Here is a 15,356-nt window from a genome sequence, read left to right on the forward strand (position 1 = left end):
CCATGATCTACGTCGATGCCGATGCCTGTCCGGTGAAACCGGAGATCCTCAAGGTTGCCGAGCGGCACGGTTTGGAAGTGACGTTCGTCGCCAATTCCGGCCTGCGTCCGTCGCGCGACCCGATGGTCAGGAATGTTATCGTTTCAGGCAGCTTCGATGCGGCCGATGATTGGATCGTTGAACACGTAAGTCCCGGCGATATTGTCGTCACGGCGGATGTTCCGCTTGCCGGGCGCTGCGTCGCGAAGGACGCGCTGGTGACCGGTCCAACGGGCCGCCCTTTCGACAAGAGCAATATCGGCATGGCCTCGGCTATGCGCGATCTTGGACAGCACCTGCGCGAGACCGGTGAAAGCAAGGGCTACAACGCCGCCTTCTCCGCGCGCGATCGCTCGGCATTTCTCGAGACACTGGACCGCCTGTGCCGCCGGGCCAAGTCCAGCAGGCAAGGCGATTCGTCATGAGCGCCTCGCTTGACCGAAGTGGATCGCACGGACGCCATCGCCCGTTCTATATCGCCGCAGGCGTCGCGCTCGTCGTGCTGCCAGCCGCTCTATGGCTGAACGCCAGTGTCGCGCTACAGTTGTCCGGCATCGTATTCTTCCTGCTGTATCTGTTTATGATTGCTCGGAGCCTGCCCCGGCTGAGTGCCGGCTATCTTCGAAAGCATGCGGTTGACACGGATGCACCGGCACCGATCATTCTGGTGGTGACCGTCGGTGTCTTCGCGATCTCCTTGGCTTCGCTTTTCATCGTCCTCCATCAGGCCGGGAACGTCCGACCGTTGGACCTAACTCTGTCCTTCGCCTCCGTCGTCCTCGGCTGGTTCACCATCCACACCATGGCGGCCGTCCACTACGCGCACATCTATTGGCGCCCGCATGGTGGCAAGAGAGTGCAGCCGGACCAGCGCGGGTTGGATTTTCCGCAGACCGACGAGCCGGGCATCTACGATTTCCTCTACTTCGCCTTCATCGTCGGCATGACAGCCCAGACGTCGGATACCGCCATCACCACGACCGAAATGCGCAAGCTGAATCTCCTGCATGCGATCGTGTCGTTCTTCTTCAATACCGTGCTAGTCGCGGCCGTCGTCAACGCGGCGGTGGCACTTGCCTCGTGACTGCACTTGCAAAATGGAGTTCCCATGAAAGTCATATCCCAGAACCAGGCCTTCGGCGGCATGCAGGGCGTGTACGCCCACGATTCGTCTGCCACCAAATGCGAAATGACCTTCGCCGTCTTCGTTCCGCCGAAGGCGACCACTGAGCCCTGTCCCGTCCTTTGGTATCTCTCGGGGCTGACCTGCACCCATGCGAACGTCATGGAAAAGGGTGAATATCGGCGGATGGCCGCGGAACTGGGCCTTATCATCGTCTGCCCCGACACCAGCCCGCGCGGCAACGACGTGCCGGACGAACTGACCAATTGGCAGATGGGCAAGGGCGCGGGCTTCTATCTGGACGCTACCGAGAAGCCCTGGGCCGATAATTACCAGATGTACACTTACATCACCGAGGAATTGCCAGCCTTGGTTGGCGAGCATTTTCGCGTCGACATGTCCCGCCAGGGCATCTTCGGGCACTCGATGGGCGGGCATGGCGCCATGACGATTGCCCTGAAGAACCCTGGCCGCTTCAAAAGCTGCTCCGCGTTCGCCCCCATCGTCGCGCCCTCTTCCGCCGACTGGTCGGCTCCGGCGTTCGAGAAGTATCTTGGATCGGACAAGGCCGCGTGGCGCCAGTACGACACCTGCGCGCTGGTCGAGGACGGCGCCCGGTTCCCGGAATTCCTGATCGACCAGGGCAAGGCCGACGGATTCCTCGAAGCCGGCCTTCGCCCCTGGCTTTTCGAGGAGATCGCCAAGGGCACGGGAATCGGCCTAACGCTGCGCATGCACGAGCGTTATGATCACTCCTACTACTTCATCTCGACCTTTATGGATGACCACCTCAGGTGGCATGCTGAGCGGTTGGGCTGACCGCACGTCGTCGAAAAACCGTGAACCATGGCGCCCGCGCATGACTGATTTGCGCGGGCGCCTCTTGTCATTCGTCTCTCCTGCCGCGATATAGTCGAAAAGCAGACGACTGCAGCCGCGAATCGATCACGACGCGGGAATCGAACGCGGGGACGGCCCCGCTCCTTTGAAACGGAGCAGGATATGTCCTGGATTTTGCTTGCACTCGCCGGTATCTTCGAAATTGGTTGGGCGATTGGCCTGAAATACACGGCCGGCTTCACTAAACCTCTCCCCACTGCCCTTACGGCCGCTGCCATGGTCATCAGCGTGGTGCTTCTCGGCATGGCGGTGAAAAACCTGCCGATGGGTACCGCCTATGCGGTCTGGACCGGCATCGGCACGGTCGGAACCGTCATCCTCGGCATCATCCTCTTTGCCGAGCCGGTGACGGCCATGCGCCTTGGCTGCATCGTCCTCATCGTCACGGGCATCATGGGCCTCAAATTCGCCGCCTGACTCTCCTTCAGCTTCGCCGGTTGTCGAGCGCAAACGCGCCCGGCCCGGCGAAGACGAGATAGAGAAAGATGAAGCAGAACGAGATCGCGGCATCGCCGCGATTGTTCACCGGCCAGAAATCGACCGGCATATGCGCGATGAAATAGGCCGTGGCCATGAAGCCGCTGAGGATGAAGGCCGTCGGCCGTGTGAAGAGGCCGATCAGGATGAGGCCACCGCCGATCGCCTCGAGCACGCCGGCGACGCCGATGAGGTTGACCAGGTCGCCGAACGGCTGAGCCGCCGGGGGAAAGTCGAAGAATTTCTGCGTCCCATGTTCGATGAACTGCGGCGCTGTGATGATCCTGAGCGCGGCCAACGCGTAGGGCTGATAGAGGGACAGGCGGTTGGCGAGCGTCATAGCGACCTCCGTCCGGCAACCAAAGCCGATGAGGGGCGTCACCCATTCAATATCCGGCTTTATCGGCGCCGGATCAAGTCGCAGGCGAAAATCGCCTCATCCGCCGGGGCGTGCCGGCTGGTTTACCCTCCGCTTGCCGCCGGAGATCAGTTGCAGCTTGTCGCCGAAGTTGCCGCGCAAGGAGCCGGCTTGGCATCGGCGCTTGCGCTGACGTCGGCTTTCGGCTTGCGGACGCGCGGGCGCACGGTCAGTGCCGCCTCGCTCGGGATAATGATGGGATCTTCCGCGCGCGGCGCGGCCGCTGCGACCGCGGAAGGCGTGGTGGATCGTGACCCCGAGCGCGGTTTGTGCTTGCCGGAGCGTTTTTCGCGCGTTGCCGCCTTGACCGGAGCGAGCCGGTAGGCGACCGCAACGCGCTGGGAAATCGCGTTGGCCAGCGCCTTGTCACCAGCTTTTGCCCCTGGCATGAAGCTGTTCACGGTGAAGTTCTCGCTCGAAACGGACGCTCCTGACCCGTCCCGCAGCGCCACGCTCACCTGTGCGGAGTTGCGCCCGGCCTGGGCGCCCGTTCCCCGAACCACATTCGAGAGCCGCACATCCATCGTCACCTTTGGCAACGGTACCGGCCGGCGCGTGGAGCGAATCGCCTGATTCAGCTGTTGCCCGGTCATCTTGACCAGCGCCGCCGGAACGGAGCCGTCCCCACTCACCGCTACCTTGCGGATATCCTTTAGCGTTTCTGCTCCCGCGGTGACGGACATCGCAAGAACCGCGAGCGCGGCGAGCGGCACACGAAGGAAAGACATCAGCATCAAGTTTGAATCCGTATTCTATGCACTCGCCGCCAAGGCGAATCAGCCCCTGATCCAACCCCCATCGCACGCCGACACGGACCGGCGCAATGCAATCCTGCATCGATGGTAAACATCACGACGGATGGCTCAGCCAGATGTGACTGCCGAAAACACCCCGGCTGCGACCTCGAGTTCGTGCCAGCGAAGCTCCCGGCGACGAAACGCTTCTTCGTCGGTACCCCAGTGCTCGATCTGCCAGTCCTCATCAATGTGCGCAAGTTTCCATACCGCTTCTGCATCAAGGCGGCCGTGCGCGAAGGCGAGCGCAAGGATCGCAGAGCCCGTCAACGTGGTGACCGTATGGATGCAGGCAAGCGCAAGTGGCGAATCGAATTTCGCCAGTGCGGCGGCAAACGCGGCAATCGCCGGCTGCGGCTGCTCCTGGTGCAGGACGCCTTCAGCCAGGATGAAACGGGCACCAAGGGTGGCAGCGGCCCAGTCCAGCACGGGGTCCCAGCCCTCGCGCTGCTGCTCGACCAGCCGCTCCGGGCTATCGGCGCGGTAGCATATCATGTCGGTTCCGGCGAAGCGGACGATCTCGTCGAAGACCGCCTGCCGATTGTCGGCGACACCGTCCAGGGCTGTGTTGACGAGCCGCGTCACCGGCATTTTCGCCGGATCGATTTCCTCGCCCTGTGCTTCCCATTCCTCTTTCAACCGATCGGCCAGAGCGGCCGAATCGACGGCGAGCAGTCGCTTTGCCGGCGTCCGCACCGCCCGTCCATCGAGCAGGATGCTATAACCGTCGCTGGTCTGGCCGATCGAGACGTCCTTGTAGAACCGCTTCGGCAGCGGCCGCTTCATCTGGATCTGGGCGCGGCGAACCGGATCAGGATCACTCATGGCGTCGGAAAGGTCGGAGAGAATTTCACGCATTGGATAACTCCAGCCACCGCAACAGTTCGGCCGGCTCCCTTAGTATGTGGTCCGCGCCCGCCTCGACGAGTTCGGGAACACTGGCATAACCCCAGGCGACACCGACCGCTTGCGCGCCGGCCGCCTTTGCCATCTGCATATCGTAGATCGCATCGCCGATAACAACCGTCTGCGTCGCATCGATCCCGGTTTCGGCGCAACATTCTGAGACCATCGCCGGGTGCGGCTTGGAGGGACAGTCGTCCGCCGTCCGCGAGACGAAGAAGGTCTTCTCGAAGCCGTGCGCGAGGCGGATCGCATCCAGTCCGCGCCGCGACTTGCCGGTGACCGCGCCGAGCAGCATGTCGTCCTGGCGCTCCAGCCGGCGGATCAGTCCACCGATGCCCGGAAACAGCGGCTCCTGAAAGCCCGGCTCGGCGCGCACGCTGGTGAAAATCGCCTTGTAGTGCGCTGTCATCGCCAGCGCCTCGTCGTCCACATGCGCCTTGCCCTGCAGGCGCGCAATGGCGATGTCGAGCGTCAACCCGATGATGCTCTTGGTTGCCTCAAGCTCAAGACGACCGTGCCCGAACTCCTCGAACGTCCGCGCCATGACTTCATGAATAAGGCCCGCGCTGTCGACCAGCGTGCCGTCGCAGTCAAAAAGCACCAGGCGCATCAATCGTCCTCGTCCTGCGCGTTGCGGTCGAAGCCGAAGAGATTCCAGGTCTGCACCATGTGCGGCGGCAACGGGGCGGACACCCGCAGCCGCCCGCCGGACGGATGCGGAATATCGATGTGGCGGGCATGCAGGTGGAGACGGTTCTGAACCCCGCCCGGGAAGGGCCAGTTGATATCCGCGTCGAAATATTTCGGATCGCCCAGAATCGGGTGGCCGATGTGGGCGGCATGGACGCGAAGCTGGTGGGTGCGGCCCGTATAGGGCTCCATTTCCAGCCACGCGAAATTCTGGCCTGCCTGTTCGATCACGCGGTAATACGACACCGCGTGATCGGCCCCCTCCTCGCCGTGCTTGGCGATCCGCATGCGGTCGCCATCCGGGGTCTGCTCCTTCACCAGCCAGGTCGAGATCCGGTCCTCTCGCTTGCGCGGCACGCCCTTCACAATCGCCCAGTAGGTCTTCTTCGTGTCACGTTCGCGGAAGGCGGCCGTCAGCTTCTGCGCGGCGCCGCGCGTGCGCGCGACGACCAGCACGCCGGACGTGTCGCGGTCGAGACGGTGGACCAGGCGCGGCTTTTCGCCCTTCTGGCTCGTCCAGGCCTCCAGCATCTTGTCGATGTGACGGGTAACGCCGGAGCCGCCCTGGACGGCGATGCCCGGCGGTTTGTTCAGCACGAACACTTTGTCGTCCTCGTGCAGCAGCATCCGCGAGAGCAGTTCGGCATCGGGTGAATGCTTCAGGTCACGGCTGGCGATCGGACCGGATTTCACATCCTTGGCGTCGACGCCCATCGGTGGAATACGCACCGTCTGGCCCGGCTGGACACGGGTATCGGTCTTGGCGCGGCCGCCGTCGATCCGGACCTGCCCCGAGCGCAGCAACTTCTGCAGTTGGCCGAAGCCGAGTCCCGGATAGTGGACCTTGAACCATCGGTCGAGCCGCATCCCCGCCTCGTCCTGGTCCACCTGCCTGTGTTCGATACCTGCCATCTTCGCCTTCTCTCGGTTCAGCGCGTGCTTTAGCGCATGTTCCCGAAAAGGGAAAGTTGCAGGGAGCCTGTTCTCAGAACGCCCGGAACGTCAGGGTGGTCAGCGAACGGACGATCCCGGGAATCACGGCAATGTTGTCATTGATGAACTTGCCGATATCCTCCTCGCTCTCGACATAGACCTTCAACAGAAGGTCGTAGTCGCCGCTCGTCGAGTAGAGCTCGGAGATCAGCTCGGTCGCATAGAGCGCGTCGGCAACCTCATAGGTCTTGCCCGGAGCGCACTGCAGTTGCACAAAAATCGGTTTCATCGCGATCACTCCACCGCCGCACGCGGCCATTTCCCATTGCGCCCATGCGGGCGGTCGTAGTCGGCTTTATGAAGGAGTTCGGCCCCGGGAAGCAAGAGTGCCGACGCCAATTGCTGCGGGCCTGCATTCGTCGTGTCCGTTGACCTGTTAAAATTTGCTTAAAATTCAATCAGCGCGATTAATTGATGAAAAAGCCGCAACTGCTAATGAGGGTTGTTTACAGCCCGGAAGCTATCCATGTCGCAGATCGTAACCGTATCTCCCAGCACCGCCGCCTATGCCGCTCAGGGCTATAAGACGACCACGCGCGCCGACACCCTGTTCGAGCAGCGGATCGAGGCCTGGAGCGATGCGACCAAGATTGATGGCGATGCGCGCCAAAAGGCTTATCTGACGCTGGTGAAACCGCCCGCGTTGGCGCTGGCGCTGCTGACCATGAAGCGTCAACCGGATGTTAGCGTCGAGACGGCCGAACGCCGCTACACCGAGAATGCCGGCGATACGGCAGGCGCTGGAGTGCCCGATGCCGTCAGCCGGGTCGATCGCTGATCACCTGTCGACCGTTTGCCGTGGTATGAGCCCGATCAGACCAGATCGGGCTTTTTCTGTCTCAGCAACGCAACGATGACGTCGGCTGCCTTGTCCCCCGGCGAGCGCTCATCCTGCATGCGCGCATGAACCAGATCGAACCCCTCCAGCATGGCGCGTCGCTGGGCCGTATCATGCGTCAGCCGCACCGCCCAACGCGCTAGGCTGCCCGGGCGCACCACCTCGTTGAGATATTCCGGTATGACGGCATAGTCAGCGATCAGGTTTGGAAGAGCCGCAGTCCAGGTCTTGATCCTGCGCGTCATCAGCTTCGCAATCCAGTCGAGCTTGTAGCAGGAAACGACCGGCACCCGGGCGAGCGCAAGCTCCAGCAACACGGTACCCGACGCCGCTATCGCCACGTCCGCCGCCTGAAATGCCCGCCACTTGTCTTCACCCGCAACCGTAATTTCCGGCTTCACCGGCCATTCCGCAACCATCTGTCGGACCAGTGCCTCCTGGCGCGGCACGGTGGGCAATCGAAACGAGAACGGAACCTCGCCTGCGGCAATCTCTTCGACCGTTTCCCGAAAGACAGGAAGCAGCCGGGTAATTTCACCCGCCCGCGAGCCCGGCAACAGCAGGCAGGTTCTGGGCAAGCCGCTTCCAAGCGCCGGCACCGGCTTCTGCATCTGCGCAAGGCGAACCGCATTGACCTGAGGGTCGCTTGCCAGCCGGTGGCCGACATAGGTCGTCGCCGGTCCCTGCAGCCGCCGCATCACCTCCGGCTCAAAGGGGAGGACGGCGAGCACATGGTCCACATAGCCGCGCATCTGCGGTGCGCGCTCTTCCTTCCAAGCCCATACGCTTGGACACACGTAGTTCACGATCGGAAGGCCGGGCATCTGCCGGCGAACGATACGCGCGACGCGGTGGGTGAAATCGGGGCTGTCTATGATGACGAGGAGATCGGGCTTCGCCTCGATGATAGCGGTGGCCGTCTGGCGGATGCGTCGAAGCAGTTTCGGCAGCTTTGCAAGAACCTGCGAAACCCCCATGATCGACAGCTCGGAGTAGTCGAACAGCGACACGAGGCCCTGAGACTGCAGCGCCTCGCCGCCGACACCGACCAGAGCGATATCGTCCGGCAACTGGCGGCGCAGGGCCACAACGAGATCGCCCCCCAAAAGGTCGCCGGAAACTTCTCCTGCAATCACCGCGAGCTTGAGCGGACGGGGCATCGGTTCACTCCTTGCCTGGCACGATACCCGAGACGAAAAGCCCTGCGCGATCCGCCGCTTCGATAAGCCGCTCACGGTCGAGGACCAGGGAGCGACCGGTTTCGGTCGCGATGCCTGCAAGGCCTGCGGCTGTGGCCCAATGCACCGTATCGAGCCCGATCGACGGCAGATCGGCGCGGGTGTCCTGCCGGGGCTTGCACAGCTTGACCAGCACGCCCTTGCGGCTTTGTGAGATCCGCCCCTGCCGGCGCAGGTCGGCGACGCGCTCGAGCATCTGGTCGGTTCCCTCCGCACCTTCCAGCGCCACCACCCGACCGCCGACGGCAACGGCGCCCTGCCCGACATCGAGAGCGCCGAGCGCCAGCGCTGCAGCCGAGGCAGCGGCAATGTCCCGCAGATCCTCCGCGTTCGGAGCGATCTTGCCGATCACGCCCTCTATCGCCAGCAGTTCCGGTGCGATCTCGTGTGCGCCGACGACGCGCACGCCATTCGCTTCGATCAGCCGGATGACCATCTTCAGGACCGTGTCGTCGCCGCCGTTCAGGAGCGTGCGCACGATGGCGGGAATCTGCAGGAGCGTCCGCAGGGTCGGCCGGATCTCGCGCCACTCCGGCCGGCGCTGCACGGCGCCGGAGAGCACTGCGCGGTCGATTCCCTCGCGGGCAAAGGCGTTGCTCATCGCCGCATAGTCGCCGACCCCGACGTGCTGGTGCTCGAAGTCCGACCAGTCCTGATCAGCCTCGTTGGCGAGCGTCAGGACGAAGGGGTTCTCGCCATGCAGGCGGGCAGCCCGCGCCAGATGGACAGGCAAAAGCCCACTGCCGGCGATGATGGCCAGCCGCTTTGCGCTCTCCGGCCGTCCGCCCGCCATTCGGATCAGGCCTTGTTGCGGTTCGGTGAGGAAAGCGCGCGGTCACTGTCGGCGGCGATGAAATCGAGGATCTCCATCACCGGGGCGCAGTCCTGATACTCCTCGCGGATCGCCGCGGCATTGGTTCGGATCGAACCTTCCCCATCGAAAATCTGCTTGAAGGCGCGGCGCACGCGATGAATCGTCGGCTTGTCTATGCCGGCGCGCGACATGCCGACCACGTTCAGGCCACCGAGAATGCCCGGATTGCCGTTCAGCATGCCATAGGGAATGACATCATAGGAGACGGCGGAGAGCCCACCCACAAAGGCCTGGCGGCCAACGCGGGTAAACTGATGGACGGCGGAACCGCCGCCGAGGATGGCACGGTCCTCGATGGTGACGTGCCCAGCCAGCATGACGTTGTTGGACAGGATCACGTTATTGCCGACGATGCAGTCGTGGGCGATATGCGAATAGGCGAGGAACAGGTTGCCGTCGCCGACGACCGTCTTGCCGCCGCCGTCCGTCGTGCCCGTGTTCATCGTCACACCTTCACGGATGGTATTGCGCTCGCCGATCGAAAGCGTCGTCTCCTCACCGCCATGGTGGACGCTCTGCGGCTCGCCGCCGACGATGGCTGAAGGGAAGATGCGCGTGCCGCGGCCAACCGTGGTGCGCCCAGCGACCACGACATGGCTGAGAAGCTCAACGCCCTCCCCCAAAACGACTTTCGGCCCCACATGGCAGAAGGGGCCGACAACGACATTCTCCCCGATCTCCGCTCCGTCTTCGATGACGGAAAGCGGATGGATCCTGGCACTAACTGCAATCATATTCAGGCGTCTTCCTTGTTGACGATCATCGCGCCGATATCAGCTTCGGCGACAAGTTGCCCATCAACTTTTGCATCGCAGTGAAATTTCCAGATATTTCCCCGCTGCTTCTGCTTGACGACGTGGTACTCGACGCGATCGCCCGGCACCACCGGTTTGCGAAAGCGGGCGTTGTCGATGGTCATGAAGTAGACCAGGTTCGTTCCCGAACCCGTCTTGCGGGCGCAGATCGCCCCAGCCGTCTGTGCCATGCCCTCGACCAGAAGAACGCCGGGCATGATCGGATGGTCCGGAAAATGGCCCATGAATTGCGGTTCGTTGACGGTCACGTTCTTGATGCCGATGGCGGAGTTGTCCCCGTCGATCTCGACGATCTTGTCCACCAGCAGGAAGGGATAGCGGTGTGGCAGAAGTGTCAGAATTTCCTTCAGTTCGGCAACGCCCAAGGCCGTTTTCATTTCCTCGCTCATTCGTTGTCACCCGTCTTCTTGCTTCTGTTGGTCGCCCGCATCGTTATTTCAGCGACGTCACGGAGGAAGTCGCGCATCGGGCGCGCCGGAATGCCGCCGTAGCGCTCGCCCGCCGGAATGTCGGCGACAACGCCGCTCATCGCCGCAATCTGAACGCCGTCACCGATCGTGATATGGCCGTTTATGCCCGCCGCGCCGCCGATCATCACACCATTGCCGATCCGGGCACTGCCGGCAATGCCGACCTTGCTGACGATGCCGCAGTGACGGCCGATCCGGACGTTGTGCCCGATCTGGACCTGGTTGTCGATCTTGGTCCCCTCGCCGATGACCGTATCGTCCATCGTACCGCGGTCGATCGTTGTGTTTGCACCGATCTCCACGTCGTCCTGGATGATGACGCGGCCGACCTGAACGATCTTGATCATGCCACCCTTGGGGCTGGGCCCGTAGCCGAAACCGTCCTGACCGATGCAGGCACCGGGATGCACGATGACCCGGTTGCCGACGAGCGCGCATTGCAGTTTTGCGCCGGCGGCGATCGTGCAGTCGCGACCGATCTTCACGCCGGGGCCGAGAACGACGCCGGGGCCGATGTGGGTTCCCTCGCCGATCTCGACATCGGCGCCAATGACCGCCATGGGCTCGACGACCACGCCGGGCTCAAGCCGAGCCGTCGGATCGACAAAAGCATGTGAGGAAATGCCGGCCGGTTCGGAGGTCGTCAGTGCCGGGCGCATTGCCGATGGCTGGAGGATTTCGCCGGCAAGCGCAAAGGCCATGTGGGCCCGGGACGTCTGCAACACGGCGATGTGCGAAGGAACGATGGAAGCCAGCGCCTTGTCGCACAGGATAGCCGTCGCCTGGCAGGTCTCGAGTTCCGACTTGCTCTTGCGCGACAGCATGTAGCAGATGTCGCCATCCTTCGCCCGGTAGACGGGCGCGACGTTGCGCACGATCCTTGCGGCCGCCGACGGATCCGACAGCTCCGCCCCGAGCGTGTTCGCCAGGTCGCCCAGGCGAACACCGTCATGCGGTGGAAAAAACCAGTTTTGTTCCATCAGCGTGGACTCCAGAACAGTTTGTTCTTCGCAGTTCTGGACTGCCGGGATCAGAAGCTCGACGAAATGCCGAACTTGAACCGCTGCTCCTCGTCGAAGTCTTCCTTGACGACCGGAATAGCATAGTCGACACGCAGCGGACCGAACGGCGAAGACCAGATCAAGCTGGCGCCGAGAGACGCGCGCCAAGACATGCTGGTGCCGTTCACGGGATCTCCGCCCGTATCGACCTTGTTGCCATACAGGGTACCGGCATCGGCAAACAATGCGCCGCGGAAGCCGGCGTCGCGCGCGATGAACGGTATCGGGAACGTGGTTTCGGCCGAGACCGTGAAGTAGGTCGTACCGCCGATCTCGTCGCCATTGGTCATGCGAGGACCGATGCCGCCGCTTTCGAAGCCGCGCAGATCGTTGGCGTTCAGCTGGAACTGGTCGAAGACCATCAGATCGCCGCTGGTCGGCGTCATGTATCCGGCACCGGCGGTGAGACTGCCGATGATGTCGGCATCTTCCATCAGCGTCTGGAAATAACGTGCCTTGCCGTAGATCTTGTAGAAATCGGAGTCACCGCCAAGGCCAGCGAATTCCTGCGTGAAGGTCGCATAGATGCCTTCACGTGGCAGCTTGCGATCATCGAGGGTATCGTAGGTCAGCGACTGCGAAACCGAAGAGCGGACCCACGGGCTGCCGTCGATCGCATCCCAATACGGAAGCGAGATATCCCGGTCAGCCGGATTGGTCTTAGCCTTGTCCGCTGCCTCGTCGACGCTCGTGCTGTAGTCGTACTTCGAGTAGTTGTAGCGCAGCGTCGTCGACAGGTCCTCGGTGATCGGAGCCGTCACCCGCAAGGTTACACCCTGGCTGTCGACATCGTAGAAGTCCTGGGAGTTATCCTCGTTGCGGAAGATGTCGAAGCCCGCCGCAAGACGGTAACCGAGGAAGTACGGCTCCGTGAACGACAGGTTGTAATTGCGCGAGTCAGAGCCGCCACCCGCGGCGATGCGGATATACTGGCCGCGACCGAGGAAGTTCCGCTCTTCGATAGAGGCTTCCAGCTTGAAGCCGCCGTCGTTGCCGGTCGTGTAGCCGACGCCCACGCCGAACGTACCGGTTGACTGATCCTGAACGTCGACCACCAGAACGACGCGGTCGGAAGCGCTGCCCGGAGCCGTCGAGACATTGACGGTCGAGAAGAAGCCGAGCGCCTCGAGACGCCGCTTTGCGCTCGTGACCACTTCCTGGTTGAATGCGTCGCCTTCGCTGATATCGAACTCGCGACGGATCACGTAATCACGCGTACGGGTGTTGCCGCGAATTTCGATGCGCTCGATGTAGGCGCGCTCACCCTGGTCGACCAGATAGTCCACCGCAATCGTATGGTTGGCGAAGTCGCGATTCCCCCGCGGCGTTACCCGTGCGAAGGGATACCCCTTCGCTGCCACGCGCTTAGAAATCTCCGACATCGAATCCTGCACGTCGCTCGCACGGTAGACAGAACCGGCGCGCGTTTCGAGAAGGCCCTTGAGCTCCTCGGCGTCGATGCCCTCGACGGTCGATTCGACGGTGATGTCGCCGAAATTGTAGCGCTCACCTTCCTCGACGGTGAAATTCAGCGTGTATTCGTTCGTGGTTTCATCGAGCACGGCCTCCGACGAAACGATCTGGAAGTCGGCGTAACCGCGGTTGAAGTAGAACTGACGCAGCACCTCCTCGTCGGCGCGCAACTTCCCTTCGTCGTAGACATCCTTGCGCGTCAGGAACGACAGCGGACCCGATTTCTTCGTGTTGATGACCGAACGCAGACGGCCGTCGCTGTAGGCATTGTTGCCGACGAAGTTGATCTGCGAAATCTTGGTCCTGTCGCCCTCGTTGATGACGAAGGCCAGGTTGACGCGTCCGTTGCCAAGATCATAGGTCTGCGTCGTGACCGTGGCATCGCTACGACCGATCGCGGCGTAGGCGTCCTTGATGGACTGGATATCGCCCTCAATGGTCGTCTCGCTGAACGGCCCCTGGGACCGCGAGCGCACGATACCCGCAAGCTTGTCGTCCTTGATCTTGCGGTTGCCGTTGAAGACCACCTGGTTGATCAGGCGATTCTCATCGACGACGACGACGAGCGTGCTGCCGGAAACGCTGATTCGCACATCGGAGAAATACCCGGTCGCAAACAGCCGACGCACGGACTCATCGATATCGGCGTTGCTGAAGCTCTTGCCGGGCTGAATGCTGAGGTTTGCCCGCACGGTTTCGGCGCTGACACGGCTTGCGCCACGAACATCCACGCGCTGGATAACGGCAGCTTCTGCGGCACTTGCGGAGACGAGCGAGACGGCTGCTCCACCAGCCACCACCATGCTCGTCGAAAGGGCAACGGCAGACACCGCGTTCAAAAATCTTGAACCAGCTTTCATTTTCACAACTTACCTTTGTTTCAATGTCTCGCGGCGAACTCGAACCCGACTCCGGTCACGCTGCCGTTTTAACCGCTTTTGCTATACAAGCAAGGTCGGCCGTTAATTTCTGTTTACTTCAATTCGAACCGTGGCCCATTGGTCACGAAATGCTTTCGTTTACGGTAAACAGTATCTTATCGAGCCTTCCTCGCGCGCCTCCAACCTGCAAAACACCCTCTACACTATCCAAATCTGCCGAACGTGTCGTTCCAGGTTGCAAACACGGTCAGCATCAGAATCAGCGCCATGCCGATCCGGAAAGCGATTTCCTGTGCCCTGGGACCGACCGGCCTTCCTCGAATGGCCTCAACCGCATAGAACATCAGGTGCCCACCATCAAGTACCGGAACCGGCATAAGGTTCAAAAGTCCAATGGAAACAGAGAGAACAGCGGCGAGCTGCAGCAATGCGGCCACACCCAGCGTCGCCATCTGGCCTGACGCCTGCGCCACCCTGATCGGTCCGCCGATCTGATCGGCCTTCATCCGCCCCGTAACGACATTCGAGAGATAGTCGAAGGTTCCGGTGACGATCTGCCAGGACTGCAGCACACCCTGCCCGACAGCCTCCAGCGGGCCGTAGCTGACCCGGCGGAAATTGCCGGCTGCCTCGTTCGTCACGATTCCAATGATGCCCATTTCCATCTTGTTACCGAACTGATCGGTCAGCTCCGTCCGATCCGGAACCATACTGAGGTTCTGCTCGGCGCCGTTGCGCCTGATCGTGACGACGATCGGAACCTCGGGCCGCACGCTGACGTAGCGCCGCACGTCGTCGAAGGTGCGAACCGGCGTGCCATCGATCGCGACCAACAGGTCGCCGGGCAAGACACCTGCTGTCGCCGCGGCGCTCGGTTCGCGCACCTCAGCCACGATCGGATCGGCCACCTGCCGTCCATAGACCGCGAAGGTGACGCTGAAGATGGCGATGGCAAGGATGAAATTGGCAATCGGACCGGCTGCAACGGTTACGGCGCGCTTCCACAGCGCCGCGCCGAGAAATGTGCGCGCCCGCTCGTCCGGAGACAGCGTGCCGAGCTTGGCATAATCCGGTGTCGACGCCGCATCCTCGTCGCCATGAAACTTGACATAGCCACCGAGCGGGATTGCCGAGAGTTTCCAGCGGGTACCGCGCCGGTCGGTAAAACCGGCGATCTCCGGTCCGAAGCCGATCGAGAACGCCGTGATGCCGATGCCGGACCACCGCCCGGCAAGATAGTGTCCCATTTCATGGACGAAGACGATCAGCGTCAGCACGACCAGGAACGGAACGATGGTGCCCGTCAATAATCCAAACGCCTGCGACAACAGTTCCATGGCCAGTTGGCCTCCTTACAAGTACAGGC

At 62.2% G+C, this 15,356-nt stretch carries 18 protein-coding genes; 5 read left to right on the plus strand and 13 right to left on the minus strand.

Going from position 1 to position 15,356, the window contains the following annotated elements; genetic code table 11:
- Positions 1-2: 2 nt before the first annotated feature.
- The 4 genes from AC1DDS_RS17005 to AC1DDS_RS17020 all read left to right on the plus strand — a co-directional run bounded on the left by AC1DDS_RS17005 (position 3) and on the right by AC1DDS_RS17020 (position 2,479).
- The gene (locus tag AC1DDS_RS17005) at positions 3-464 is read left to right on the plus strand and encodes a YaiI/YqxD family protein (RefSeq protein ID WP_477479974.1); all 462 of its coding nucleotides are present in this window, start codon (positions 3-5) and stop codon (positions 462-464) included.
- Positions 461-1,123 carry a DUF1345 domain-containing protein gene (locus tag AC1DDS_RS17010; RefSeq protein ID WP_477479975.1) on the plus strand — a complete coding sequence of 221 codons (663 nt, stop codon included), beginning with the start codon at positions 461-463 and terminating at the stop codon, positions 1,121-1,123. Before AC1DDS_RS17005 ends, AC1DDS_RS17010 begins: the two co-directional genes overlap by 4 nt.
- A 24-nt stretch (positions 1,124-1,147) precedes the next feature.
- Positions 1,148-1,981 carry an S-formylglutathione hydrolase gene (fghA, locus tag AC1DDS_RS17015; RefSeq protein WP_477479976.1) on the plus strand — a complete coding sequence of 278 codons (834 nt, stop codon included), beginning with the start codon at positions 1,148-1,150 and terminating at the stop codon, positions 1,979-1,981.
- Between the two features lie 183 nt (positions 1,982-2,164).
- Complete coding sequence (locus tag AC1DDS_RS17020; protein ID WP_310420929.1) at positions 2,165-2,479, plus strand: DMT family transporter; 315 nt, start codon at positions 2,165-2,167, stop codon at positions 2,477-2,479.
- Between the two features lie 7 nt (positions 2,480-2,486).
- Here the strand turns inward: AC1DDS_RS17020 and AC1DDS_RS17025 are convergent, their stop codons facing one another.
- From AC1DDS_RS17025 to AC1DDS_RS17050, 6 genes are all read right to left on the minus strand, one after another.
- On the minus strand, positions 2,487-2,879 hold the full coding sequence (locus tag AC1DDS_RS17025) for a DoxX family protein (RefSeq protein ID WP_477479977.1): 393 nt from the start codon (positions 2,877-2,879) through the stop codon (positions 2,487-2,489).
- Between the two features lie 146 nt (positions 2,880-3,025).
- On the minus strand, positions 3,026-3,691 hold the full coding sequence (locus tag AC1DDS_RS17030; protein ID WP_477479978.1) for a hypothetical protein: 666 nt from the start codon (positions 3,689-3,691) through the stop codon (positions 3,026-3,028).
- Positions 3,692-3,820: 129 nt separating this feature from the next.
- Positions 3,821-4,609: an ATP12 family chaperone protein gene (locus AC1DDS_RS17035; RefSeq protein ID WP_477479979.1), complete on the minus strand. Its 789-nt coding sequence runs from the start codon at positions 4,607-4,609 to the stop codon at positions 3,821-3,823.
- Positions 4,602-5,267, minus strand: a complete 666-nt coding sequence (locus AC1DDS_RS17040; RefSeq protein ID WP_477479980.1) for an HAD-IA family hydrolase — start codon at positions 5,265-5,267, stop codon at positions 4,602-4,604. Before AC1DDS_RS17040 ends, AC1DDS_RS17035 begins: the two co-directional genes overlap by 8 nt.
- Complete coding sequence (locus AC1DDS_RS17045; protein ID WP_477479981.1) at positions 5,267-6,259, minus strand: RluA family pseudouridine synthase; 993 nt, start codon at positions 6,257-6,259, stop codon at positions 5,267-5,269. The genes AC1DDS_RS17040 and AC1DDS_RS17045 overlap by 1 nt, the downstream gene beginning before the upstream one ends.
- Positions 6,260-6,332: 73 nt before the next feature.
- Positions 6,333-6,569, minus strand: a complete 237-nt coding sequence (locus AC1DDS_RS17050) for an Lrp/AsnC ligand binding domain-containing protein (RefSeq protein WP_192245016.1) — start codon at positions 6,567-6,569, stop codon at positions 6,333-6,335.
- A 237-nt stretch (positions 6,570-6,806) separates the two neighbouring features.
- Between AC1DDS_RS17050 and AC1DDS_RS17055 the strand changes: the two genes are divergently transcribed.
- Positions 6,807-7,118, plus strand: coding sequence for a hypothetical protein (locus AC1DDS_RS17055; RefSeq protein ID WP_310420941.1), 312 nt, complete (start codon positions 6,807-6,809; stop codon positions 7,116-7,118).
- Positions 7,119-7,153: 35 nt separating this feature from the next.
- Here the strand turns inward: AC1DDS_RS17055 and lpxB are convergent, their stop codons facing one another.
- From lpxB to rseP, 7 genes are all read right to left on the minus strand, one after another.
- Positions 7,154-8,338, minus strand: a complete 1,185-nt coding sequence (gene lpxB / locus AC1DDS_RS17060) for a lipid-A-disaccharide synthase (protein ID WP_477479982.1) — start codon at positions 8,336-8,338, stop codon at positions 7,154-7,156.
- Positions 8,339-8,342: 4 nt separating this feature from the next.
- Positions 8,343-9,209 carry an LpxI family protein gene (locus AC1DDS_RS17065; protein WP_477479983.1) on the minus strand — a complete coding sequence of 289 codons (867 nt, stop codon included), beginning with the start codon at positions 9,207-9,209 and terminating at the stop codon, positions 8,343-8,345.
- Between the two features lie 5 nt (positions 9,210-9,214).
- A complete protein-coding gene (gene lpxA / locus AC1DDS_RS17070) occupies positions 9,215-10,030 on the minus strand; it encodes an acyl-ACP--UDP-N-acetylglucosamine O-acyltransferase (protein ID WP_477480166.1) in 816 nt (271 codons plus the stop codon).
- The gene (gene fabZ / locus AC1DDS_RS17075) at positions 10,027-10,494 is read right to left on the minus strand and encodes a 3-hydroxyacyl-ACP dehydratase FabZ (RefSeq protein ID WP_477479984.1); all 468 of its coding nucleotides are present in this window, start codon (positions 10,492-10,494) and stop codon (positions 10,027-10,029) included. Before fabZ ends, lpxA begins: the two co-directional genes overlap by 4 nt.
- Positions 10,491-11,555: a UDP-3-O-(3-hydroxymyristoyl)glucosamine N-acyltransferase gene (lpxD, locus tag AC1DDS_RS17080; RefSeq protein WP_477479985.1), complete on the minus strand. Its 1,065-nt coding sequence runs from the start codon at positions 11,553-11,555 to the stop codon at positions 10,491-10,493. Before lpxD ends, fabZ begins: the two co-directional genes overlap by 4 nt.
- A 50-nt stretch (positions 11,556-11,605) precedes the next feature.
- On the minus strand, positions 11,606-13,969 hold the full coding sequence (gene bamA, locus AC1DDS_RS17085; protein WP_477479986.1) for an outer membrane protein assembly factor BamA: 2,364 nt from the start codon (positions 13,967-13,969) through the stop codon (positions 11,606-11,608).
- 224 nt (positions 13,970-14,193) lie between these two features.
- Positions 14,194-15,327 carry an RIP metalloprotease RseP gene (rseP, locus tag AC1DDS_RS17090; protein ID WP_477479987.1) on the minus strand — a complete coding sequence of 378 codons (1,134 nt, stop codon included), beginning with the start codon at positions 15,325-15,327 and terminating at the stop codon, positions 14,194-14,196.
- Positions 15,328-15,356 lie beyond the last annotated feature (29 nt).

This window comes from Mycoplana sp. 10N416 (assembly GCF_056394765.1).

Bases quoted from the DNA above. Each gene is read 5' to 3' on its own strand.
- AC1DDS_RS17005 (WP_477479974.1), top strand. From the start codon at position 3: ATGATCTACGTCGATGCCGATGCCTGTCCGGTGAAACCGGAGATCCTC.
- AC1DDS_RS17010 (WP_477479975.1), top strand. From the start codon at position 461: ATGAGCGCCTCGCTTGACCGAAGTGGATCGCACGGACGCCATCGCCCG.
- fghA (WP_477479976.1), top strand. From the start codon at position 1,148: ATGAAAGTCATATCCCAGAACCAGGCCTTCGGCGGCATGCAGGGCGTG.
- AC1DDS_RS17020 (WP_310420929.1), top strand. From the start codon at position 2,165: ATGTCCTGGATTTTGCTTGCACTCGCCGGTATCTTCGAAATTGGTTGG.
- AC1DDS_RS17025 (WP_477479977.1), bottom strand. From the start codon at position 2,879: ATGACGCTCGCCAACCGCCTGTCCCTCTATCAGCCCTACGCGTTGGCC.
- AC1DDS_RS17030 (WP_477479978.1), bottom strand. From the start codon at position 3,691: ATGCTGATGTCTTTCCTTCGTGTGCCGCTCGCCGCGCTCGCGGTTCTT.
- AC1DDS_RS17035 (WP_477479979.1), bottom strand. From the start codon at position 4,609: ATGCGTGAAATTCTCTCCGACCTTTCCGACGCCATGAGTGATCCTGAT.
- AC1DDS_RS17040 (WP_477479980.1), bottom strand. From the start codon at position 5,267: ATGCGCCTGGTGCTTTTTGACTGCGACGGCACGCTGGTCGACAGCGCG.
- AC1DDS_RS17045 (WP_477479981.1), bottom strand. From the start codon at position 6,259: ATGGCAGGTATCGAACACAGGCAGGTGGACCAGGACGAGGCGGGGATG.
- AC1DDS_RS17050 (WP_192245016.1), bottom strand. From the start codon at position 6,569: ATGAAACCGATTTTTGTGCAACTGCAGTGCGCTCCGGGCAAGACCTAT.
- AC1DDS_RS17055 (WP_310420941.1), top strand. From the start codon at position 6,807: ATGTCGCAGATCGTAACCGTATCTCCCAGCACCGCCGCCTATGCCGCT.
- lpxB (WP_477479982.1), bottom strand. From the start codon at position 8,338: ATGCCCCGTCCGCTCAAGCTCGCGGTGATTGCAGGAGAAGTTTCCGGC.
- AC1DDS_RS17065 (WP_477479983.1), bottom strand. From the start codon at position 9,209: ATGGCGGGCGGACGGCCGGAGAGCGCAAAGCGGCTGGCCATCATCGCC.
- fabZ (WP_477479984.1), bottom strand. From the start codon at position 10,494: ATGAGCGAGGAAATGAAAACGGCCTTGGGCGTTGCCGAACTGAAGGAA.
- lpxD (WP_477479985.1), bottom strand. From the start codon at position 11,555: ATGGAACAAAACTGGTTTTTTCCACCGCATGACGGTGTTCGCCTGGGC.
- bamA (WP_477479986.1), bottom strand. From the start codon at position 13,969: ATGAAAGCTGGTTCAAGATTTTTGAACGCGGTGTCTGCCGTTGCCCTT.
- rseP (WP_477479987.1), bottom strand. From the start codon at position 15,327: ATGGAACTGTTGTCGCAGGCGTTTGGATTATTGACGGGCACCATCGTT.